Source organism: Paenibacillus riograndensis SBR5, assembly GCF_000981585.1.
Lineage (GTDB): Bacteria > Bacillota > Bacilli > Paenibacillales > Paenibacillaceae > Paenibacillus_AQ > Paenibacillus_AQ riograndensis.
On sequence record NZ_LN831776.1, the window covers coordinates 3498546 to 3521135 of the forward strand.

21 protein-coding genes and 1 pseudogene are annotated in these 22590 nt (G+C 52.4%); 16 read left to right on the forward strand and 6 right to left on the reverse strand.

The features are described 5' to 3' along the window. Window positions 1-65 precede the first annotated feature (65 nt). The 9 genes from def (at window position 66) to spoVM (ending at window position 9521) form a co-directional block, all read left to right on the forward strand. Window positions 66-551 carry a peptide deformylase gene (gene def, locus PRIO_RS14485; RefSeq protein WP_020431385.1) on the forward strand — a complete coding sequence of 162 codons (486 nt, stop codon included), beginning with the start codon at window positions 66-68 and terminating at the stop codon, window positions 549-551. A gap of 5 nt (window positions 552-556) precedes the next feature. Further along, a complete protein-coding gene (fmt, locus tag PRIO_RS14490; RefSeq protein ID WP_046503128.1) occupies window positions 557-1495 on the forward strand; it encodes a methionyl-tRNA formyltransferase in 939 nt (312 codons plus the stop codon). Between the two features lie 38 nt (window positions 1496-1533). Then, the gene (gene rsmB / locus PRIO_RS14495; protein ID WP_081487280.1) at window positions 1534-3003 is read left to right on the forward strand and encodes a 16S rRNA (cytosine(967)-C(5))-methyltransferase RsmB; all 1470 of its coding nucleotides are present in this window, start codon (window positions 1534-1536) and stop codon (window positions 3001-3003) included. Window positions 3004-3412: 409 nt separating this feature from the next. Beyond that, window positions 3413-4456, forward strand: a complete 1044-nt coding sequence (gene rlmN, locus PRIO_RS14500; protein WP_020431376.1) for a dual-specificity RNA methyltransferase RlmN — start codon at window positions 3413-3415, stop codon at window positions 4454-4456. 6 nt (window positions 4457-4462) lie between these two features. Next, window positions 4463-5239, forward strand: a complete 777-nt coding sequence (locus tag PRIO_RS14505) for a Stp1/IreP family PP2C-type Ser/Thr phosphatase (RefSeq protein ID WP_020431374.1) — start codon at window positions 4463-4465, stop codon at window positions 5237-5239. Beyond that, window positions 5236-7467, forward strand: a complete 2232-nt coding sequence (pknB, locus tag PRIO_RS14510; protein ID WP_020431372.1) for a Stk1 family PASTA domain-containing Ser/Thr kinase — start codon at window positions 5236-5238, stop codon at window positions 7465-7467. Before PRIO_RS14505 ends, pknB begins: the two co-directional genes overlap by 4 nt. A gap of 117 nt (window positions 7468-7584) precedes the next feature. Further along, the gene (gene rsgA / locus PRIO_RS14515) at window positions 7585-8490 is read left to right on the forward strand and encodes a ribosome small subunit-dependent GTPase A (protein WP_046503133.1); all 906 of its coding nucleotides are present in this window, start codon (window positions 7585-7587) and stop codon (window positions 8488-8490) included. A gap of 4 nt (window positions 8491-8494) precedes the next feature. Further along, the gene (rpe, locus tag PRIO_RS14520; RefSeq protein ID WP_046503135.1) at window positions 8495-9163 is read left to right on the forward strand and encodes a ribulose-phosphate 3-epimerase; all 669 of its coding nucleotides are present in this window, start codon (window positions 8495-8497) and stop codon (window positions 9161-9163) included. 277 nt (window positions 9164-9440) lie between these two features. Next, window positions 9441-9521 carry a stage V sporulation protein SpoVM gene (spoVM, locus tag PRIO_RS14530; RefSeq protein ID WP_020431362.1) on the forward strand — a complete coding sequence of 27 codons (81 nt, stop codon included), beginning with the start codon at window positions 9441-9443 and terminating at the stop codon, window positions 9519-9521. Between the two features lie 97 nt (window positions 9522-9618). On the opposite strand, the gene rpmB is transcribed toward spoVM, so the two are convergent. Continuing rightward, window positions 9619-9807 (reverse strand): 50S ribosomal protein L28, encoded by a 189-nt coding sequence (gene rpmB, locus PRIO_RS14535; RefSeq protein WP_019911441.1) that lies wholly within the window; start codon window positions 9805-9807, stop codon window positions 9619-9621. Between the two features lie 191 nt (window positions 9808-9998). On the opposite strand from rpmB, the gene PRIO_RS14540 reads away from it, so the two are divergent. The 6 genes from PRIO_RS14540 to PRIO_RS14565 all read left to right on the forward strand — a co-directional run bounded on the left by PRIO_RS14540 (window position 9999) and on the right by PRIO_RS14565 (window position 17260). Then, window positions 9999-11786: a DAK2 domain-containing protein gene (locus PRIO_RS14540; RefSeq protein WP_046503140.1), complete on the forward strand. Its 1788-nt coding sequence runs from the start codon at window positions 9999-10001 to the stop codon at window positions 11784-11786. 105 nt (window positions 11787-11891) lie between these two features. Beyond that, window positions 11892-12752: a DegV family protein gene (locus PRIO_RS14545; protein ID WP_020431356.1), complete on the forward strand. Its 861-nt coding sequence runs from the start codon at window positions 11892-11894 to the stop codon at window positions 12750-12752. Between the two features lie 13 nt (window positions 12753-12765). Further along, window positions 12766-14817, forward strand: a complete 2052-nt coding sequence (recG, locus tag PRIO_RS14550) for an ATP-dependent DNA helicase RecG (protein WP_020431354.1) — start codon at window positions 12766-12768, stop codon at window positions 14815-14817. Window positions 14818-14884: 67 nt separating this feature from the next. Then, a complete protein-coding gene (locus tag PRIO_RS14555) occupies window positions 14885-15172 on the forward strand; it encodes a stage VI sporulation protein F (RefSeq protein WP_020431353.1) in 288 nt (95 codons plus the stop codon). 229 nt (window positions 15173-15401) lie between these two features. Beyond that, window positions 15402-16061 carry a TetR/AcrR family transcriptional regulator gene (locus PRIO_RS14560; protein ID WP_046503145.1) on the forward strand — a complete coding sequence of 220 codons (660 nt, stop codon included), beginning with the start codon at window positions 15402-15404 and terminating at the stop codon, window positions 16059-16061. A 53-nt stretch (window positions 16062-16114) separates the two neighbouring features. Next, window positions 16115-17260 (forward strand): alpha/beta hydrolase, encoded by a 1146-nt coding sequence (locus tag PRIO_RS14565; RefSeq protein ID WP_046503147.1) that lies wholly within the window; start codon window positions 16115-16117, stop codon window positions 17258-17260. A 166-nt stretch (window positions 17261-17426) separates the two neighbouring features. Here the strand turns inward: PRIO_RS14565 and PRIO_RS14570 are convergent, their stop codons facing one another. From PRIO_RS14570 to PRIO_RS14585, 4 genes are all read right to left on the reverse strand, one after another. Then, entirely contained in the window at window positions 17427-18287 is an 861-nt protein-coding gene (locus PRIO_RS14570) for a YitT family protein (RefSeq protein WP_020431348.1), read from the reverse strand. 33 nt (window positions 18288-18320) lie between these two features. After that, on the reverse strand, window positions 18321-19568 hold the full coding sequence (locus PRIO_RS14575) for a cation:proton antiporter (RefSeq protein WP_020431347.1): 1248 nt from the start codon (window positions 19566-19568) through the stop codon (window positions 18321-18323). Between the two features lie 3 nt (window positions 19569-19571). Further along, window positions 19572-20066 carry a cation:proton antiporter regulatory subunit gene (locus tag PRIO_RS14580; RefSeq protein WP_020431346.1) on the reverse strand — a complete coding sequence of 165 codons (495 nt, stop codon included), beginning with the start codon at window positions 20064-20066 and terminating at the stop codon, window positions 19572-19574. A gap of 93 nt (window positions 20067-20159) precedes the next feature. Then, window positions 20160-20516, reverse strand: coding sequence for a hypothetical protein (locus PRIO_RS14585; RefSeq protein ID WP_020431345.1), 357 nt, complete (start codon window positions 20514-20516; stop codon window positions 20160-20162). 335 nt (window positions 20517-20851) lie between these two features. On the opposite strand from PRIO_RS14585, the pseudogene PRIO_RS14590 reads away from it, so the two are divergent. After that, window positions 20852-21122: pseudogene (locus PRIO_RS14590) on the forward strand (HAD-IC family P-type ATPase); the annotation flags it as partial. A gap of 316 nt (window positions 21123-21438) precedes the next feature. Here PRIO_RS14590 and PRIO_RS14595 read toward each other — a convergent pair. After that, entirely contained in the window at window positions 21439-22380 is a 942-nt protein-coding gene (locus PRIO_RS14595) for a C40 family peptidase (protein WP_231869891.1), read from the reverse strand. Window positions 22381-22590: the final 210 nt, after the last annotated feature.

A 22590-nucleotide genomic window follows, 5' to 3' on the forward strand; every position in this document is an offset into this window, starting at 1 on the left:
GAACTTGAAAAATTCATAAAAGGGAAAGTTATACTATAGAAATGTTCAAGGATGGTGTGTTTACAATGGCTATAAGGCTGATCGTGAAAGAACCGGATGAGGTGCTGCATAAGACAGCTAAGACGGTGACGAAGATAACCCACAATGTTCAAAAGCTGCTGGATGACATGGCGGATACCATGTATGATGCGGAAGGGGTTGGGCTGGCTGCGCCGCAGGTCGGTATTTTGAAACGGCTGATCGTCGTGGATGCCGATGAGGAGCATGGATTGATCAAGCTGATCAATCCGGAAATTGTCAGCATGGAAGGCGAACAGTTCGGGCCGGAGGGATGCCTGAGCATTCCCGGTTTGAATGGTGATGTGCGCCGTGCCGAGACGGTAACCGTGCGCGGGCTGGACCGTGAAGGCAACGAAGTGACGATAACCGGAAGCGGCCTGCTGGCCCGGGCATTTCAGCACGAGATTGACCATCTTAACGGGGTGCTGTTCACGGATATCGCCGAGAAGGTATATGAGTATACCGCTGAGCGCAGCGAAACTGGGGAGTGAATGGAATGAAGATAGTGTTCATGGGGACTCCGGCTTTTGCGGTGCCTTCCCTGCAAATGCTGGTGAAGGAAGGGTATGAGGTAGTTGCAGTGATCACCCAGCCTGACCGGCCGCAGGGACGAAAAAAGACACTCACCCCGTCACCGGTCAAAGAGGCAGCTATATCTCTGGGACTGCCTGTGCTGCAGCCTGAACGGCTGAGGCGTCCTGAATCCGTGGCGGAGCTGGCTGCCTATGAGCCGGATCTGATTGTTACGGCCGCTTACGGACAGATTCTGCCCAAAACGGTGCTGGAGCTTCCGCAGTACGGCTGTGTGAATGTTCACGGCTCGCTGCTGCCGAAATACCGGGGCGGTGCGCCGATTCAGCGCTGTATTATCAATGGCGAGAAGCTTACCGGGGTTACCCTCATGTATATGGCGGAAGGACTGGACACCGGAGACATGATCTCACGGGTAGAGGTTCCAATCGGAGAAGAGGATACCTCCGGAATTCTGTTTGAGAAGCTGAGCCTGGCGGGATGTGAGCTGCTCAAGACGGAAATGCCCCGGCTGGCCGCAGGGCGTGTGCAGGCAACTCCGCAGGATGACAGCGAAGCCACCTATGCGCCGAATCTCACCAGGGAAGATGAACGGATTGACTGGAGCGCCGGCTCGCAAGACATCTATAACCGCATTCGCGGGCTGGTGCCGTTCTCTGGCGCTTTTACCCTCTGGAACGGCGAAACGTTCAAGGTGTGGGCAGCGCACAAGCCTGCTGCGGACGGCGGAGGCAGCGGGGCCGTGCCCGGTACGGTGATAGAGGTGAGCGGCAGTGGCGTTAAAGTGAAGACAGGCGATGGCAGCCTGTCCCTGACCACGGTTCAGCCAGCCGGCAAAAAGGCTATGTCCGCAGCCGATTTCAGCCGCGGCGCAGCGATGAAGCCCGGGACGGTGCTGGGTTGAGCGCGGCCAGCGGCGGCGCGGGCCGCAAGGGGCCGTTTATGCAGCCGGACGGCGGCAGGAACGGCGCAGGAGCACCTGGAGCACGCCCGGCAGGCGGCAGTGCAAGAAAAGGAACCGCAGGCAAGCCTGCCCGGTCGGGTGCCGCAGGTACCCGGGCAGCCGAATCTGCCCGGGAAGCGGCGCTCGATATTCTTGTCCGTGTCGAGCAGCAGGGTGCCTACAGCAATCTGCTGCTGAACAGCAGCCTGCAGAAGACTGCGCTCAGCCGCGAGGATGCAGGGCTTGCCACGGAGCTGGTGTATGGCAGCATCTCCCGGCTTCTTACCCTGGATTATGTACTGGACGGGTTCGTCAGCAAAGGCATTGCCAAGCTTCAGCCCTGGGTCCGCAATTTGCTGCGCTTAAGCTTGTATCAGATCATGTATCTTGACCGGATTCCCTCTCATGCCGCCGTTAACGAGGCGGTCAATATTGCCAAGAAACGCGGACATCAGGGAATATCGGGAATGGTGAATGGTGTACTTCGCAGCGTGCTGCGTGCCGGGGAGCTACCGGTATTGCCGGAGAACCTCAGCCCCGAGCAGCGGATTTCTATCCTCCATTCCCATCCCTTGTGGATGGTGAAGCAATGGGCTGCGGAGTATGGACTGGATGCAGCAGAAGCAATGTGCGCAGCGAACAATGAGCCTCCTGCGGCCAGCGTGCGTGTGAATCTGACAATGATCAGCCGCGAGGCGCTGCTGGAACAGATGCTTGAAGCGGGACTTGCAGCTTCGCCTTCGCTGGTGAGCCCCTACGGTATTGTGGTCAAAGGCGGCGGCAATCTGGCGCTGACCTCCTGGTACCGGGACGGTTATTTGTCCGTACAGGATGAGAGCTCCATGCTTGTGGCAGAAGCGGTGGCGCCGGAGCCAGGCATGAGAGTGCTTGACTGCTGCGCCGCACCGGGCGGCAAAAGCGCCCACATGGGCGAACTGATGAAGGACGAAGGGTATATCTATGCTAATGATCTGCATCCCCACAAAGCCCGGCTGATTGCAGATCAGGCGCAGCGGCTTGGCCTGGAGTGTATTGCCATAGGCAGCACTGATGCGCTCCGGCTGGCCCAGACATTTGAACCGGAGTCGTTTGACCGGATTCTGCTTGATGCCCCCTGTTCAGGACTTGGGGTCATCCGCCGCAAGCCCGATTTGAAATGGCGCAAACAACCGGAGGATGTAGCCAGTGTAGCTGCTCTTCAGGCAGAGCTGCTGCAATCGGTGTCCCGGCTGCTTAAGCCCGGCGGCATTCTGGTTTATAGCACCTGCACTACAGAGCAGGCCGAAAACAGCAGCGTAATCGCAGAATTTCTCGGGAACAATCCCGGGTTTACTTCTGCCACCTTCACTTCTCCGGTATGGCAGAGAGTAGAGGGGACCGCACTTGCGGCAGGAGAAGGGCTTCAGCTGCTGCCCCAGCATTACGGCAGTGACGGCTTCTACATTTCCAGGCTGCAAAGACTCTTGTAACATAGCAATTTCTTAAGGCATGTACCGGTCTCCCGCCCGCGGGTCTTTATGCGTGGCGGGCTTTTCTTTTACCGTCTCTGATATTTGTGTTAAAATAGGAAGAATGAGAAATAATACGCATAACCTTAATTATATAAGATGAACTTAAAAATATCATAAAAGGGTGGAAGTACGGAGGGGAAGTTTGGAACTGGAAGAGCGGTAGCGTCCGCCTTTGTCACCGGATTTCAACCGCTAAAGACGGTTTCAATCAAGAAATCTGGGGACAACAGCGGCTGGAAGTCCAAACATTCACCGCAGTTACGACCATACCCACAATGTAAAACTAAAGTTCAACTTATATAGATCAGGTTGGTACGCTTATGCTGATAAATTTCTATATCTTAAGAAAGTACAGGTGCAAATTCTAATGAAACCTTTAATATATGATTTTTCTCTGGAAGAGTTGCAGCAGTGGGCCAAGGACAACGGAGAGCCCGCTTTTCGCGGGGGGCAGATTTTTGACTGGCTGTATGTCAAGCGGGTCAATGATTTCGAAGCGATGAGCAACTTGTCCAAAGCGCTGCGCGCCAAGCTGGATGAACAGTTCCGCATAGCGGCGCTGACTGAGATTACGAAGCTGGAGTCCAAGGACGGCACAGTGAAATTCCTGTTCGGCCTGCATGATGATCATGCGATCGAGACTGTTATTATGAAGCACAATTATGGCAACAGCGTCTGTGTAACGACACAGGTAGGCTGCCGGATCGGGTGCACCTTCTGCGCCTCTACACTCGGCGGTCTTAAACGCGATCTGACCGCTGGCGAAATTGTGGCCCAAGTGGTCCGCTCCCAGCAGATTCTGGATGCCCGCGGCGAGCGGGTCAGCAGCATTGTTATCATGGGCACGGGCGAACCCTTTGAGAATTACGACGCGACTATGCGGTTCCTGCGTCTGATGATTCATGAGAAAGGCCTGAATATCGGACAACGGCATATCACGGTTTCGACCAGCGGGATTGTGCCGAACATCTATAAATTTGCTGATGAGGATACCCAGATCAATCTTGCGATCTCGATCCACGCACCTAATGATGCGCTGCGCTCCAAGCTGATGCCGGTGAACCGCCGGTATCCTTTTGATGATGTGATTGAATCCCTGCGGTACTATCAGGCTAAGACCGGCCGCCGGATCAGCTTTGAATATGCCCTGATCGGCGGCGTGAATGACCAGAAGGAACATGCGGAAGAACTCGCCGGGGTGCTTAAGACCATGCTCTGCCACGTGAATCTGATTCCCGTGAATCATGTGCCTGAACGCAAGTATGTGCGGACTTCCCGCAATGATATTTTTGAATTTCAGCGTATTCTGGCCGACCATGGCGTAAATGTTACCATCCGCCGTGAGCAGGGCCATGATATAGCGGCCGCATGCGGACAGCTGCGCGCCAAACACATGGAGAAGTTGGGGTGAGGATATTTGATCAGAACAGTTCATGCCAGCGACGTTGGCCGGGTTCGTACCGTCAATGAGGATTCCGTCTGGATCGGCGTGACCCAAAACGGCTATACCCTCGGCATTATCGCTGATGGAATGGGCGGACATCTGGCTGGCGACACCGCAAGCCGTCTTGCTCTGGAGACCATGAAGAATGCCCTGTACGGGCTTCAGCCTGATCTGCCGGAGGAAGAGCTGCAGCATGCGCTGTCTGCCGCCATATATGAAGCTAACCATACAGTCCACAATGAGGCATCAAGTGACGAGAAGTACCATAATATGGGTACAACAGTCGTTGCGGTGCTGCTTAAGGGGGAAGCCGGATATATTGGCCACATCGGGGACAGCCGAGCCTATTTGATCAAGGATGGTGCAGCCGTACAATTAACCGAGGATCATACGCTGGTCAATGAGCTGTTCAAGAATGGCCAGATCAGCCTGGAGGAGCTTGATAACCACCCGCGCCGCAATGTTCTGACCAGAGCGCTGGGGACGGATGCCGAGGTAACGGCTGATCTGGCGCCTGTGCGTCTGGAACCGGGGGAGCTTCTGCTTCTGTGCAGTGACGGCCTCAGCAATTTCGTCAGCCAGGAGCATTTGGGGAAAGTGGCAGGGATACAGGAGATATCCTTAGAGGAACGGGCGGACCGTTTACTTCAGTTGGCTTTGCTGGCAGGCGGCGGCGATAATATAAGTGTCGCTATGTTAGAACATCAAGGAGAGGCCGCTGTGCCCGAGACAAAGGAGTGGGATAGATGATCGGTCACGAATTGGGCGGCCGTTACCAAGTTATTGAACGCATCGGAGGAGGAGGCATGGCGCTTGTCTACAGAGCCCATGATATTCTGCTCAACCGGAACGTTGCTATCAAAGTTTTGCGAAATCAGTTTGTGCATGATGAGGAATTTATCCGCCGTTTCCGGCGGGAGGCGCAGTCCGCTGCATCGTTGTCACATCCAAATGTGGTTAGTATATATGATGTGGGCCAGGAAGATGAAATTCATTATATTGTCATGGAGTATGTGGAAGGCAAGAATCTGAATGAGATCATCAAAGAACGGGCTCCACTGCAGGTGGATGAAGCCGTACGTATTGCCTCCCAGATCTGTGATGCGCTGGATCATGCCCATCAGAATCAGATCATACACCGGGACATCAAGCCGCATAATATCCTGATCGGGCGCAATGGAAGAGTCAAGGTGACGGATTTTGGGATCGCCCGGGCAGTCACTTCCACAACGATAACCCAGACGGGTTCAGTAGTCGGATCGGTGCATTATTTTTCGCCGGAGCATGCCAAAGGGGTAACTACAGGGGAGAAATCCGATCTTTATTCCTTGGGGATTGTACTTTACCAAATGCTTACCGGAGTGCTTCCTTTTTTGGGCGAAAGTCCGATCAGTGTAGCCTTGAAACATTTGCAGGAGGAATTTGAAGAGCCGAGGCTGCTGAATCCGCTGATTCCGCAAAGCGTTGAGAATGTTATTTTAAGATCCATGCGCAAAAATCCCGAGGAGCGGTACCAGTCGGCGAAGGAAATGCTGCAGGATCTGGAGACCTGCCTGCTTCCGGAACGGCGCAGTGAATCCAAAACGCAGTTCCATGATGAGGAAGACGAGGACAGAACCCGCATTATTCCGGCAATCAGGCCTATGCAGCGGGGCCTCGGCAGCCGCGCCGGCAGCGGCGAAGAGCGGATGAGGCGGGAAGAAGAGGATGAGCCCCGCAGCCCGGGCAAGCGCAAGTCAGGACGTGCTGTGCTGTGGATCAGCCTCACTCTGCTGGTGCTGATTGCTATGGGCGGAGTGGTCTGGTATGTAAATGCCAAGCTTGCCGTAGATGAAGTAGCGGTACCCAAGGTGACCGGCCTGTCCTTTGAAGCAGCAAAAGCTGAGCTTGCCAAGGTCGGGCTCGTTGCCGACGAACCGCCTGCTGGGGAGTACAATGCAAATTTCGAGCCTGATGTAGTATTGAAGCAGAGTAAAGAGCCGGATACTATGGTCAAGGAAGACACGCATATCGCTCTTACGGTAAACATTCCCAAGCCGCTTTCTAAGATGATTCCTTTAGCGGGCAAGACTGAAGAAGAAGCCATTAAGCTGTTAATCGCTGAAGGTGTGGATCAGAGCCGGATCACCCCGGACCAGCGCTACAGCGAGGATTTCCCTGAAGGGCAGGTTATCGGCACGGAGCCAGCCGTGGACAGCGAGTATGATCCGGCGACGGCGACGATCAAGCTGATTGTGAGCCAAGGGAAAGAGACTGCTGATGTACCTGATCTTACTAACAAGCCGCAGGCAGAGGCGAAGAGCCTGCTTGAAGCGGCAGGTCTTGTCCTCGGTGAAGTTAAGGAGGAATCCAGCTTCTCCGTCGAGAAAGGCATCGTTATGGAGCAATGGCCTTATGAAAAAGGCGATACCGCTTCGCCAGGTGAAAAGATTAACATTACCGTTAGTAAAGGTTACCCTCCTGAAGCCTTGGAATATACATTCAATGTGCCGGTAGCCCCTTCGGTGGAAGGGACCAAGACCAAAATCCGCATTATTTATGCCGATGCCCGCAAGGATGGCGAGAATCAGGAATGGGGAACGCGCACGATTGCCAAAAGCCAAAGACTGGCTGTGAAACTGCTGCTGGCCCCTAATAAGGACGGCTCCGTTTCTGTCTACCAGGATGGTGATTTTGTCGCCACCTATTCGATTAAATATGCGGACGCCAAAAATGGAACGGTGCCTGATCCGGAGCCACCGGTCCAGCATACTCCTGAGCCGACGCAGGCACCGACTGAACCGCCGCCGGCTACTGCCGATCCAACGATAGAGCCTGAGATTCTGCCCCCTTCCACGGAAGAAGGCACAACTACGGGTTCGGTGAATCAGACAGGATTTGTGGCCCGCGATGGCGATAACGGGCAGACAGCGGACAATAAAGTCAAGGACAATGGCAAAGAAAAAGGCAAGGAAAAAGGTAAAAACAAAGACAAATAAAAGAGAAACTGAGCTGCCCGGGAGAAATCCCGGAGCGGCTGCAGTCAGCAGAATGACCCGGGTAGCCTACGAACTTGGGTCATTTGTGCAAAATCAGGAGAGGATGGCTCATGATGTATGCCTGAGGGAATTATCATCAAAGCATTAAGCGGTTATTATTACGTCAAACCGCTCCGCGATGGAATGATTGCTGCCGAGGAAGAAGCTGTACAGTGCCGGGGGCGGGGAATCCTGAAGAAGAAAGGGACCGCTCCGCTTGTGGGCGACCGCATTAAATACGTCTTGACTGAAAACGGGGAAGGCATGGTTGATGAGCTGCTTCCCAGGGAATCCGAGCTGATCCGTCCGCCGGTTGCCAACGTCAAACTGGCTGTGCTGTTGTTTTCAGTGCGCGAGCCGGATATGAATCTGAACCTGCTGGATAAATTTCTGGTTCACATTGAGCACTCCGGCCTGGAAACGTTGATTGTGCTGACGAAGCAGGATTTGGCCGAGGACGATGGCGATGCCACGAATCAGGTCAAAGCGCTGTACGAGCATATCGGATATGAAGTGATCGTCACGAGTTCACTTACCGGCTCCGGCAGCGAGGAGCTGCGGGAACGTCTGGCCGGGATCATCAGTGTCTTCTCCGGACAGTCCGGTGTAGGCAAATCGACCCTGCTGAACCGGCTTGTGCCCGGCCTTGGGCTGGAAACGGGGGAGATCAGCCTCCGCTTGGGCCGGGGACGGCATACGACCCGGCATGTCGAACTAATGGACATCGGGGGCGGCGGCTTTGTGGCTGATACCCCGGGCTTCAGCCAGCTTGATTTTCTGGAATTGGGTGTGGAAGAGCTGTCCACCTGTTTCCGCGAGTTTGCCCCCTATGCCGAAAACTGTAAATTCCGCGGATGCAGCCATATTCATGAACCGGGCTGCCGTGTCGTTGAGGCTGTGAACTCCGGAGCTATCGCTGGCAGCCGTTATGAGCATTACAAGCTGTTTTACAATGAAATGAAAGATAAAAAGCGGAGGTACTAACATTATGATCACAATCGCACCATCGATATTGTCGGCTGATTTTGCTGCGCTTGGCGCTGAGGTTGCGGAAGCGGAAGCCAGTGGCGGTGACTGGATTCATGTAGACGTTATGGACGGCCATTTTGTGCCGAATATTACCCTTGGACCGCCGATTGTAAAGGCTGTGAAGGCACATACCTCGCTGCCGCTTGATGTTCATTTGATGATTGAGAACCCTGAACGTTATATCCCTGAGTTTGCAGCCTCGGGAGCCAACGTCATTACAGTTCATGCCGAGGCCTGTGTGCATCTTCACCGGGTGGTGCATCAGATTAAGGAGCTGGGCCTTCTGGCCGGAGTAGCAATCAATCCGGGTACGCCCGCTTCGGCGGTGCGCGAGGTGCTGGAGGATGTGGATATGGTGCTGGTAATGACTGTGAACCCGGGCTTCGGCGGACAGTCGTTTATTCCGCACACGCTGAAGAAGATCCGCCAGATCCGGGAGTGGGCCCGGGAAGTCAATCATACCTCCCTGCGCATCGAAGTAGACGGAGGCATCGCTGAAGCAACTGCACCGCTGGTCGCTGAAGCAGGAGCAGATGTTTTGGTGGCCGGTAATGCCGTGTTCGGACGCAGTGACCGTGCAGCTGCCATCAAGGCGATCCGTGAAGCCGCAGAAGCGGCTCTGCGCTAATCGTAAGTACACGTTCGAACTAATGGTATAGGCCAAGTTGCTGACGCATAAATATGGTTACATGAGCAGAAATCTCATGTAGCCTTTTTTTGAATAGAAGACCTTGTATGAGGGCTATAAAGGTTCCTTCTATTTCCCGCTGAAACGGGGGCCGTCTCTTCCAGAGTACGGCTCTCCCGGTTCTGCTTGGTTCAATAAGGGAGGTCTGCATTCGTTACGTTAGCGCACGACAGGAAAGTCTCCTACCGTACGGCATGAATTGATGGGAGGGTTAAGGATGAAATTTTACACGTTCAAGCTGCCAAGATTTTTGGGAGGTTTTGTTAAAGCGATTTTGAACACTTTTCAGAAAAGCTGAAGACGGAATTGAACAGAAAACATGAAAAAAAAGCACCTTACATTTGTAAAGGGTGCTTTTTGCTTCATATACAGTAAGGTCTCAGAATAATCTAAGACTAAACGCGTTCAACTTTGCCGGCTTTCAAAGCACGGGTGCTGACGTACACGCGTTTCGGTTTGCCGTTCACGAGGATACGGACCTTCTGAACGTTAACTCCCCAAGAGCGACGGTTGCGGTTGTTCGCATGGGATACATGGTTGCCGCTGCCCGGTTTCTTGCCAGTTACAGTACATTTGCGGGACATAGATTACACCTCCTTGTTACTTACACCTGCGTAAAACAATACTTAAATATAATATCACAGCAAAATTTGCTTCGTCAACCGCTTCAAAAACATTTATTTCTTTTGGCTCTTATAGTACAATATAGATTAGTGTATTATGTCCAGTTAATCATAGAATTGATTAGGCATGAAGTTAGGAAGGGGAATCCTCATTGAGTAAGCGTTCTATAGACGGAACAGATTTTACCGCAATGGTACTCGCCGGAGCGGAGAAGCTGCAGCAGCATGCAGAGCACGTCAATTCCCTAAATGTATTTCCGGTCCCGGATGGCGACACAGGTACAAATATGAATTTGACGATGACCGCAGGCGCGAACGAATTGAAAAAAAATAATACAGGCTCAGTGGGTCAATGTGCAGGAGTATTGTCCAAAGGTCTCTTGATGGGGGCACGGGGGAACTCCGGCGTTATTTTGTCACAGCTGTTCAGAGGCCTTGGACGGTACGCAGCCCAATATGATGAATTGAACACGCAGCAGTTCGCAGCAGCGCTGCAGACCGGAGTGGATACAGCATACAAAGCGGTGGTCAAGCCGGTAGAGGGAACGATACTTACAGTCGCCAAGGAAGCTGCCAGACACGCAGTCTACTACGCGCGGCGTACAACGGATGTAACAGAGCTGATGACTGAAGTCCTGTCCAGAGCCAAAGAAGCGTTGGCTAATACACCGGAGCTTCTGCCTGTGCTCAAGCAGGTGGGCGTTGTTGACTCCGGCGGCCAGGGTCTGGTTTACATTTATGAGGGCTTTCATCAGTATCTGACGGGCAGCGCCGGCACAGGGGTGCCAGTGCCGGTACAGGGACAAGCTCCTGCAGCCGCGCCTGCGGCATCGCCTTCAGCGGTGTTGACCAAACATGAGAACGTATTGTCCTCCGTGCAGTCATCTGCGCAATCACAACTGTCTACGGAAGACATCGAATTTCTTTACGACATGGAGTTTTTTATTAACCGGCTGCTTGGCGGCTCCGTCAAAACGGAATTTGACGAGGAATCGTTTCGGAAAGCGTTGTCAGTTAATGGAGATTCCATTATCGTCATTTCGGATGATGAGACCATCAAGGTCCATGTCCATTCCAAGACTCCGGGCGAGGTCCTGAATCTGGCACTGCAATATGGCGAAATTACGCAGATCCATATTCTTAACATGCGGGAGCAGCACCGCGATCTGCTGACCGCCGGCATGGACATCGCGCCTATGCCAGACCTGTTTGCGGATATTCCGCAGGAAGAGAGCAGTGTCCAGGCACCGGCGGTTCCACCCGCAGATGACATGGCTCAGTACGGGTTTATTGCCGTATCTTCGGGTGAAGGCATCTCTGATATTTTCCGCAGCCTCGGCGTGGACGCCATTCTGTCCGGCGGACAGACGATGAATCCCAGCACAGAGGATTTCGTTAACGCGATATCGTCTATATCGGCGAAGCATATCTATATTCTCCCTAACAACTCGAACATTGTGCTTGCGGCTCAGCAAGCCAAGGAGCTGCTTGAGGGCGAACGTGAGATAACCGTTATTCCAAGCAAAAGCATCCCGCAGGGGATTGCCGCCGCTTTTGCCTTCCAGGAGGAAGATGCGGTCGAAACCAACACCGGCAACATGCTGGAGGCAATCTCCCAGGTCAAATCGGGACAGATTACCAATGCGGTCCGCGATACGGTTATTGAGGAGCTGGAGATCAAGTCCGGGCAGTATATCGGGATAGCCAATTCGAAGATTGTAGCCGCTGCGGATGATCTGCTGGCAGCCAGCCAGGCACTTCTGGGAAGCATGCTGGAGAACGGTGATGAGATTGTTACCGTATTGACAGGCGCTGAATCTGAGGATAGCGTCACTGATGCGCTGGAAAACTGGCTTGCAGAAGCCTATCCCCAGGTAGAAGTAGAGATCCATAATGGCGGCCAGCCGCTGTATTATTATCTTTTTTCCGTTGAACCCTAGGTAGACATTTTACTCCTTATATAGTCTCATGCAGAAGCGCTGCGTTAACAATGATCAAGTGAGCGTCCGGCGCTTCTGTCCAAACATAGTCAGGGGAGGTATACCATGAATCGTACCGTTATCGTCACCGACAGCACTTCCGATATCCCGCCGACCATGGCCGAAGCTTTAGGCATCGAGGTCGTTCCACTGACTCTAATGTTCGGTGAGGAAGCATTCCGGGATAATGTGGATATGACACCGGAGCAATTCTATGAACGTCTTCCCCGCTCCACTTCGCTGCCGACTACCTCCCAGCCGTCACCGGTTGAGTATATGAATGTATATCAGGGTATTCAGGAACGTTATCCGGGCTGCCGCATCCTTTCATTTCATATATCCTCGGGTCTTAGCGGCACGTATCAATCGGCTGTTCTGGCTAAATCCATGCTGGAAGAGAAGGGAGAGTCGATCACGGTTGTGGATTCACTTTCCGCTTCCTATGGATTCGGCTTTATGGTGGTCGAGGCGGCACGGCTGGCTGCGGAAGGACATGACCCGGAGGAGATTCTGGCACAGGCAGAGCGTCTCCGCCAGTCCCGTAAGCTGTATTTCCTGGTCGATACGCTGGAATATCTGCAAAAGGGCGGCAGAATAGGCAAAGCCTCCGCTTTTCTGGGAACGCTGCTGAACATCAAACCGATCCTTTCTATTGATGCGGAAGGAATCATTTACGCGGTCGAGAAGGTCAGGGGCCGCAAGAAGGCAGTAGCCCGCATGATCGAGCTGTTCAAACAGGATCTGCCGGGTGTGGACAAAATCAATGTGGCCGTGGGTCATACGGCTGAACCGGCTTCCGGCGAAGAGTTCCTTAAGGAATTGGCCGGACACTTCACCCTGGAAGAGAAAGTGCTGACGAACGTGGGCCCTGTAGTAGGGAGCCATGTCGGCAACGGTACTTTAGCCGTATTCATCTGGCCCGCGTAAATAGGGGATGAACATGGGGATTTCTTTGGATTCAATCGAAGTGAAACAAATAAATGGCGTGAGCGCTCAAAAGCAAAACGAGCTTCACGCCTTTGGCGTCTTTACAGTCAAGGATTTGCTGGAGTATTATCCATTCCGCTATGATGATTTCCGGCCGCGCAGCTTGAGCGAAATCAAACATGGCGACAAAGCGACGCTTGTTGCAAAGGTTATTGGCATCCCGGTATTGCAGCGCTTTGGGGGCAAATCCCGGTTGAGCTGCAAAATGATAGCCGAGCCGTGGATGTTCACCGCAACCTGGTTCAACCAGCATTATGTGCGGGAACAGCTGACAGCCCAGCGCGAAATTGTGATTACCGGTAAATGGGATCAGAAGCGGAATGCCATCACCGTGACGGATTATGAATTCACGGACCGGGGAGAAGGGAAGATCGGCACCTTGCAGCCGGTCTATTCCGTTGGGGGCAAGATCACGCAAACCTGGATACGCAAAATAATCAATCAGGGGCTGCAGCAATATGGCGACCTGATTCCCGAAATTCTTCCGCATTCAATTATATGGAAATATGATTTCTTGTCCCGCAAACGGGCCATTGCTACGATTCACCGGCCGGAGGATACACGCGAGGGCCAGCAGGGGCGGCGCCGGATGGTGTATGAGGAGCTTTTTTTGTTTCAGCTCAAAGTACAGGCTTTCCGTGTGCTGAACCGCGGCAGAATGGACGGTGTGGTACATACGGTTGACAACGCCACGGTCCGGACGTTTGTCCGCAGCCTGCCTTTTGAACTGACGGATGCCCAGAAGCGCGTTGAACTGGAAATCCTGCAGGATATGCGTTCACCGTATTGCATGAACCGTCTTTTGCAGGGCGATGTAGGTTCAGGCAAAACCGTACTGGCGGCAATTGCCCTCTATGCTACCGTGAAATCCGGATTTCAGGGGGCGCTGATGGTGCCTACCGAAATTCTGGCAGAGCAGCATATGCGGTCGCTTACCAAGATGTTTGAGCCGTTCGGAATTACCGTAGGCCTGCTGACGGGAAGTGTGACCGGACGCAAACGCAAGGATCTGCTGGCCTCGCTGCAAATGGGAATGCTCGATATTGTAGTCGGTACGCATGCCTTGATTCAGGAGGATGTGTTTTTCCGCGGGCTGGGGATGGTAGTTACGGATGAGCAGCACCGTTTCGGCGTGAACCAGCGCAGTATTCTGCGCCGCAAGGGCTATAACCCGGATGTGCTGACCATGACAGCTACGCCCATTCCGCGTACGCTGGCGATTACTGTCTTTGGCGATATGGATGTATCCACGCTTTCGGAGCGGCCGAAGGGGCGCGTACCGATCATGACTTACTGGGTCAAACCTGATCTGATGGAACGGGTGCTGAAGCTGGTCAACCGCGAGGTCGACCAAGGCAGGCAGGCTTATCTGATTTGTCCGCTGATTGAGGAATCGGAAAAGCTGGATGTGCAGAATGCGATTGACCTGCATATCCAAATGTCGCAGGCTTTTCCCCACTACAAGGTGGGCCTGCTTCACGGGCGGATGACCCCCGGGGAAAAAGATGAAGTCATGCGCGCCTTCTACAACAATGAAATTCAGCTGCTCGTCTCCACGACCGTTGTAGAGGTCGGTGTCGATGTTCCCAATGCCACGCTGATGATCATTATGGATGCGGACCGCTTTGGATTGTCCCAGCTGCATCAGCTGCGCGGCCGGGTCGGGCGTGGCCAGCACGCTTCCTTCTGTGTGCTTGTAGCTGATCCGAAGTCCGAAATCGGGCGTGAGCGGATGACTGCGATGACCGATACGGATGACGGCTTCGAGGTGTCGCGCAGAGACTTGGAGCTGCGGGGGCCAGGAGATTTCTTCGGGACCAAGCAGAGCGGACTGCCGGAGTTCAGGCTGGCAGACATGACCGCCGATTTCGAAGTGCTGGAGCAAGCCAGGGATGATGCAGCGGAGCTGCTCAAGGAAACCGATTTTTGGACTTCCGCTGATTATGCGCCGCTGCGGACCTATCTGCAGAACGAGCAAATTTTTCAAGGGGATATCATCGATTAATTAGGCACATGCACCGGCTTTCCCTCATATACTGTGAATGATTGGAATATGACAGGAGGTGCTGCGCGTGGGCTATCAGCAATTTGGTATCAGTCCCCAGCTGGTGGATCGCATCAAGCTGAAGATGAAGAATCCGGCTGTTAAAGAACGAGTGAAGAATTTGATCAACGGAATCTCCAAACAGGAGCTTCAGAACACTTCGGTGGTGCACAGACTGGTGCGCAAAGCTTCGGCAATACTGGGGGAAAAGCTGACCTCGGCACAGGAAGAACAAATTGTAAAGTTTGTAATTGCCCAGAAGATTGACCCCAACAATACATTTCATTTGATCCGGTTGTGGGGGATGTTTCGGTAGAGGGCTGCAGCTCAGGCAATAAAAATGGCACAAGCCGGTGTACATTAAAAAGCGTTCCCGCTGAATTCAGCGGGAACGCTTTTTGCCTGTAGTTTGGGAAACAATAGAGTCAACAAGTTCGCCGGGGGGCAGATGATATTCATATTTCAATCCTGCTTGACTACTTGACATGTGAATATATTATCGTTATAGTGTGAATGTATTCACACCTCACATTAAGGAGTATTCTATGCCAAAAAATACTTTCTTTCGTTTAGATGAAGCAAGGCGCGAGGAAATATCTATTAGCGCTATGCATCTTTTTGTTAATAATCTTTACGAGGATATCACTATGAAGATGGTTTTGGATAGTTTGTCCATGCACCCCGGAACATTTTATCGGTATTTTGAAGACAAAGATGACCTTTATTGTCACCTAATACGTAATGTGACCCAGAAAAGAGCTGCGTATTTTAATAACAGTAATGAAGATCCCCTTTTCCAGTTTTTCCTTGCTGGCTTATTTGGTAACGTTAATGGCATTGTGACCGAGCCGCTGAATGAGCTGGAAGTCAAACTCACTGAAACATTTTTATACATTACTGAGAACATTTTGCTTAAAATATATCTGAATGTGCTAAAGGGCGAGTCATTCCCCTTAATCAAGGACATTTTACGCCGGATGAGGGTTGATGGATATCTCCGGCCTGATATTGACGACGACCTGATTTCTTTTATGTTTGAGTCCATGCAGTTTAATTTAGTCATGTTTTTTAGGGAATTCGATATTAAGGACACTAAGCTGCAACATAAGATTAGCAAGTACTTTGCTGACTTTATGGGTCATGGGCTGCTTGAAGATCATAAATATTCTGAAATTGTTAGCGATTTCAAGAAAGCCAAGGAGTAGAAATGTATGTATTTCACATTCGCCACTTTTATTAATTAAGGAGGAACAAGAAAATGAAAACATATGACGCATTTCCGGAACCCATTGGCAGCTATACTGTCGGTCGAACCCAGATGGATTTTGAGTACACGGCATCAGATCACTCAAAAAGAGAACTGACGGCGTTTGTGTACTATCCGTCCGACAGTAGCGAAGGTAAGTCTACATCAACTTACATGTTTCCTGAGGTATACGACATGTTGAATGAGCAGCCGCTTATCAGTGCGTATCTTGAAGGAAAGGGGTTTTTCTCTATAGATATCAAGACCCAGTGTTACGATGACCTTGCTCTCTCCGGGAAGGAGAAGCGCTATCCGGTGTTATTCTATGTCTGCGGCGGGGGTGGTTCTCCAGAATGGGGTACAGTGCTCTGTACAGACATGGCCAGCATAGGATATGTTGTGGTAAGCATCGGGCATCCGAACAGCACGATGTATAAGCGTAAAGACGGGCGCCTGTTTAATGTGTCCGAGGATTTCTCGGATGCCATAATGGCGTTGTCTGAAGATCCGGGGATGCAGGCGTTGGCTGGCAAAATGGAGATGCGCCCTGACGATGAAACTGCCGCCCAGATGTGCCGTAACGTGCTTACACTGCCGATTATTTCCAGGGTAACAGAGTATAGTGAGTTGCAAGCAGAAGATGTGAGAACTGTAGCCGATTATCTGTACAAACTGGACGCTGGAGAGCAGAATTCCATCTTTGAGGGCAGATTACTTTTTGACATCGGTATGGGCATCATCGGACATTCTTATGGAGGGCTTACGACGGCGATGGTTTGCCGGGACGACGACCGGTTCGCCTGCGGAATTGGCTTGGATAGCGGGGCGTTCGGTCTTCTCGGCAGCGACCTTAAGACTCCCTTCCTGCTTCTGTTTCGTGAACCCAACTATAATATGAATGCGATCATTGGCGCTAACAATAGCATGGAAACCTATTATTTCTCTGTTGATCGTGTTGCGCATTTAGATTACTGCGACATCGTGTTTACCAGTGTTAATGAGCAATTGAGAGGCGAACGGGATGCTATGGAGATGCGAAATCTTGTTACAGACTATACGAAGAACTTTTTTGATCATTATATACTGCAGAAGGCTGTGAGTGTGGAAAGTCTGGCATACGATGGCGTGGACTTGATCAAGAAGACCAGCAACAAGTGACATAACCGGGAGGCTCTGATGGCATTGTTTTCTATTTTACCAACATCACATAAGATCACACAGGGTTAATTCAATAAAAAGGGGCTTTAGTACAAAAAGAGCTTGTATCTAAGTGATACAAGCTCTTGTCTATTTGTGTATTCTTACCCAAGAATCGCGCCCGCGGCTAATCCCGGAACCGGGCAGCCCGCCGCCCGCGCCGGGTGGACCGGAAGACGATCTGGCTGTCCTGATCGCAGGTGCGGACGATGGTGGCCAGCTCTTCCTCCTCCAGCTTGCTTGCTATACAGAACAGGGTCCCCGGCTGGCCCTTGGCGCCTGAAGCACGGATAAGCTTGGCCTCGCGGGCCAGCTTGCGGTGAAGCGCAAGGCGGATCTCTTCGGGACGGCTGCTGGTAATCCAAACCGCGCGGGTGCGGGAGAGATCTCTTATACAGATCCTCACAGCCTCAAAAGCCAGCAGATAGGCAAGTATGGAATACATAGCCTGATCCCAGCCGAACAACGCGCCTCCGCACAATAATATGGTGCAGTTGAAGACCATAATGATGTATTCAGCCGATTTCGCCGGCCCCTGGCTGAGGAGGGCATAACCCGGATCTCCGGCTCCACCGCTCATTCCGCCAAAGCGGATGGAGATGCCGATGCCGAAGCCCAGTGAGAGCCCTCCGGCAATGGAGGCCGTCAGCGGTTCGCCCGTCAGGGACGGGAAACGGTGCAGGGCCAGTGAACCCGCAGTCAGGCAGACTAATCCAAGCATCACATAGAGCGCAAAGCGCAGATGAATCTGTCTGCGTGAGATCAGAATAAACGGCAGGTTGAACAAGAACAGGAACAGCCCCAGCCGCATTTCCGTAGTGTGTGCAAAAAGTGCCGACAGGCCGGCAATTCCGCCGGGAACAAGCTGATGCGGCATCAGAAACAGCTCAAGTCCGACCGCTGCGAGCAGCCCTCCGGCAATGACACCGAGGACGCGGACACCCATGCGCTGCCGAAACGGTTTACCGTTCTTCCTAAGAGTATTCATATGCTCTCCTCCCTTCCAAGAGAGAACCGGACATTACTCGTTGTCCGTTGCGGTAGCGGCCTGTCTGGAGGAACGGGCCAGGTGCCGCTTCTCGAATTTAAATACTTTATCCAGAAGCTTGTAGATGGTTTTGGATTCTTTGGTCAGCAACGGGCCGAGTATAGCTAGAATCAGCACGTACATGGCGGCAAAAGGCTGCAAAATGGCCAACAGGCCGCCGGCTTTGCCAAGATTGGCCATGATAATGGAGAACTCGCCTCTGGAGACAATGGTCAGGCCGATGTTGGCGGAAGACCGCGGGCTGAGCCCGGCGCTGCGTCCGGCCAGCATGCCTGCGGCGAAATTCCCGATCAAAGTAATGATGACTGCGGCAAGTGAGTACCAGAGTGCGTCACCGCCCAAGGACAGCGGATCAATCGTCAGCCCGAAGCTGAAGAAGAAGATGGCTCCGAAAAAGTCGCGGAAGGGAATCACCAGCTTCTCAATCCGCTTGACATGCTCGGTTTCGGCGAGCACCAGTCCGACGAGCAATGCACCGATGGCTTCAGCCACATGAATGGTCTCGGAGAAGCCGGCGATCAGAAAGAGCGCAGCGAAGATGACGAGCGCAAAAAGCTCACCGGAGCGGATATTCAGTACCCGGTTCAGCCAGGGTACCAGCTTGCGGCCAATGACCAGCAGCGCCAGCATATACCCCAGCGCGATCAGCGCGGACAGCAGTACGCCTCCTAATGAAGAGGAGCCGCTGAGGACCAGACCGGACAGAATGGAAATGTAGACGGCGAGGAAAACATCCTCAAACATGATGATCCCGAGAATCATCTCGGTTTCGGGGTTGGCGGTGCGCTTGAGATCGACCAGCACCTTGGCGACGATTGCACTGGAGGAAATGGTCGTAATCCCGGCGATCACGAGGATCTCCTCCAGCGGGAATCCGAGTCCCCAGCCGAGGACAAGTCCGAGCGTAAAGTTGATCAGAATGTAGATGGTTCCGCCCGTGACAATCGAGCGTCCGGCTTTGACGAGGCGGCCTACGGAAAACTCCAGGCCCAGATAGAACAAGAGGAAGAGGACACCGATCCGGCCCATAAATTCTATCAGGGCGGCGCTCTCGATGAAACGGAAGTCCAGGTGCCATATTTTGAAGGCATGCGGGCCTACAGCCATGCCGATCAGAATGTAGAACGGAATTACGGAAAAACGCAGCTTGGTGGAGACCAGACCGGCAAGGGCGATCAGCACCAGTGCGAGGCCGACTTCAAATACGATATAATGATTCATCCATTAACCACATCCGTTCCGCAGAATGTGTTTGAACTGTTTGTGCTGATGTCTTTCCCCGGCCGCAACAACGGTGCACTCTGCAGGCAGCAACACTTCCGGGCCGGGATTGATGTGTTTTTGATGGTTTTTCTCAATAATCGCAATAATGGTGATCCCTGCGCGGGCACGGATATCCAATTCGCCGATGCTGTGTCCGATGCATTTGAAGTCCTGCTCCAGCCGGTACCATTCGATAATCAGGTCGTCCAGGGCTACCTCGATGGATTCCAGAGCTTTTGGTTTATAGGTAATTCCCCCGACGATAGCGGAGATATACCGCGCTTCATCATCGTCCAATGTAATCATGGAGATGCTCTGGTCCGGGTCGTCATATTCAAAATGGTACAGCTCGCGTCTGCCGTCATCATGGACGATCACGACCAGTTTATCGCCGCTGCGCGTCTGCATCACGAACTTTTTGCCGATTCCCGGCAAATCCGATTCTCTATAATTCATGAAGTTCAATCCTCCAGTTGGATGTCATTTAGTAGCTTCATAATTCATGAAAATAAATGCAAGGTATTGCATATCGTATCGGGTGATTGGTCATTATCTGCCCACATAATGCGAGGTATATTTAAGCGGATACAGCAGCAGCCGCTTCTTGATCAAATAAATAATGGGACACAGCGATACTGCAGGCACTGTGGCGGAAGTCACCGGTGCCTGCGGCGGGGTGATCCCGGAATAGTTCAGGCGCTGAGGCGGAAGAACTTTTGACTGCGCCGGATGAGTACGGATTGGCTGAATCATTTTATGCCCGTAGTGTTCAATTTCATTGCGGGTATGCTCTTCCCCGCCGCTGTCAGGAACCTGAAAATTTACCGTCAGCAAGGACAGCAGCAGCAGAGGAACAAGAACGAATCTTAGCCGCTTAAACAGGGGGGAACGCGCTATATATGTCATCCCGGGATCACCTCCTTACTGTATCTTGTATAGTAACCATAACATACGATCTTGGGGTGAGCCAAATCGGATCCCGATTTTTTTGCGGAAAATAAGCGCGAAAAAACGAAACCGGACCAGATATACCGCGTAATTCGTAGTAAAATTAACTTTTTAAAATCAATTTGCAGAGGAAGAGATGAATTTGAACGGATGGGGCAGTTTTAACGCTTTTGATGATTTCCAGCCGCTCAGCTATCAGAGAACCCGGTTCAAAGGGTTTGTGCGGTAAAACTCCATGTAACGAGGAAAGCTTGTATCTTGATATTGGGGAAGGAGCTGCCAAATTGGGAGTATGCGTTGTGATTTTTGCCGTCGGTTTGCTGGAGGGCCGGGAGCTGCTGGATATGCTGCTGACCTCTATATCGCTCGCCGTAGCCGCTATTCCCGAAGGGCTGCCCGCCATCGTTACCATCATTCTGGCGCTTGGTGTGCAGCGGATGGCCAAACGCAAGGCGATTATCCGCAAGCTCCCGGCGGTGGAGACGCTGGGCAGCACGGAAATTATCTGCTCGGATAAGACCGGAACGCTGGCCCTGAACAAAATGACGGTGGAGAAGCTGTATGTAGACGGGCAAAAGGTGGATGCCGGCTCGTCCATTGACGGGCTTCAAGGCCGTGAACGGCTGGTGCAGGCGATGACGCTCTGCAATGACTCCGCAAGCTGATGACAACAGTCCATGAGGTGGAAGACGGCCGGTTCGGGGTGCTGACCAAAGGCGCACCCGATGTGCTTCTTTCCAGAACTGGTGAAGATAGGGCTGCGGATCAGCGGAAAAAGCAAAACCTGGGACTGATCAAAAAAATGCAAGGAGATCTTGAGCTTCGGCTGTCCGAAGACGGGATCTCCTTGCATTGTTGTTGGGGCCAAGCTGGGGGCGGGTTAGAGCACTCTCTGCATATGCAGGATGACATTGCTCCAATAGCCGCTGTCCAGGTCGCTGATCTGCACGCCCGGATCACCCCAGGTATGAATGAACTTGCCGTTACCGATATAGATGCCGACATGTCCCGGAATGGCATCACTCTCAAAACGCCCGGGCACTGTGAAGAAGATCAGATCGCCGATTTCAAGTTCACTGCGGCTGACCCGTCTGCCCAGATTATCCTGGTCTTTGGCTAGACGGGGCAGATCCACCCCGAATTTTTTGAAGACATGCCGGGTGAACGAGGAACAGTCGAACCGGTGGGTCTCTTCGTACGGGCCTGCACCGAATTCATAAGGGACGCCCAGGTACTTCTTGGCGTAGGCAACCAGCTCGCTGCTGTCCGCAGCAGACAGACTCTGAATACGCAGGGACTTTGGCTGTTCAGTTGTCCCGGCATGTCCGCTATCCTTATGGTCCGAAGGGGAAGCAATGTTGATCTCACCGGTACTCGGGTTCCAGCCGACCTCTGTTTGCAGCAGCTTGGACAATGCCGTTGGCGTGATATAAAGCTGGCCATTCCTCCGCACTGGGGCATCCGGCAGCGTTATCTTTTCTCCCAAAGAGAACACCTGGGCAGAATCGGGGTGAAGCATGTACATGACGTCGGTATAACCGATTTTGGCATAACCGCCGCTGGCGGTGTCATCCTTCATCCGGTAGCCGATGGACGCTGCTGCAGGTTTCAAAGGAATCCAATATTTCCCCTGCCTGTCGGTGAAGGAGGATTTTTCATAGTAGCTCCCTGAGAGCGTTCCGGCAGGTGTCACGGAATTGACCTTTGGTTTCTGGCCGGGTTTATTGTAGCTGCAAGCGGTAATAGATACCATGGCCGAAGTCAGCAAAACAGCGGCGGCAATGGTTTTAACAGATTTCAAGGTCATTTTGGCACGCTCCATGTTCAAACTGTAAGTAAAGTTTGCGCGTCCGGGTATTTTTTTATGTAGAGGGGCCGAAGGCAATCTATGTCAAAGCAACTCTGTTTGAAGCTGTCCATTGTCCATCTTTGTGCGTTTATTGTAAATAGTGGTGGTACCTAAGTGATTGACGGAAAATCAACCTTTATATAAGATAAGTTTATTATAGTTACGATTTGGTGCGGGTTTCGC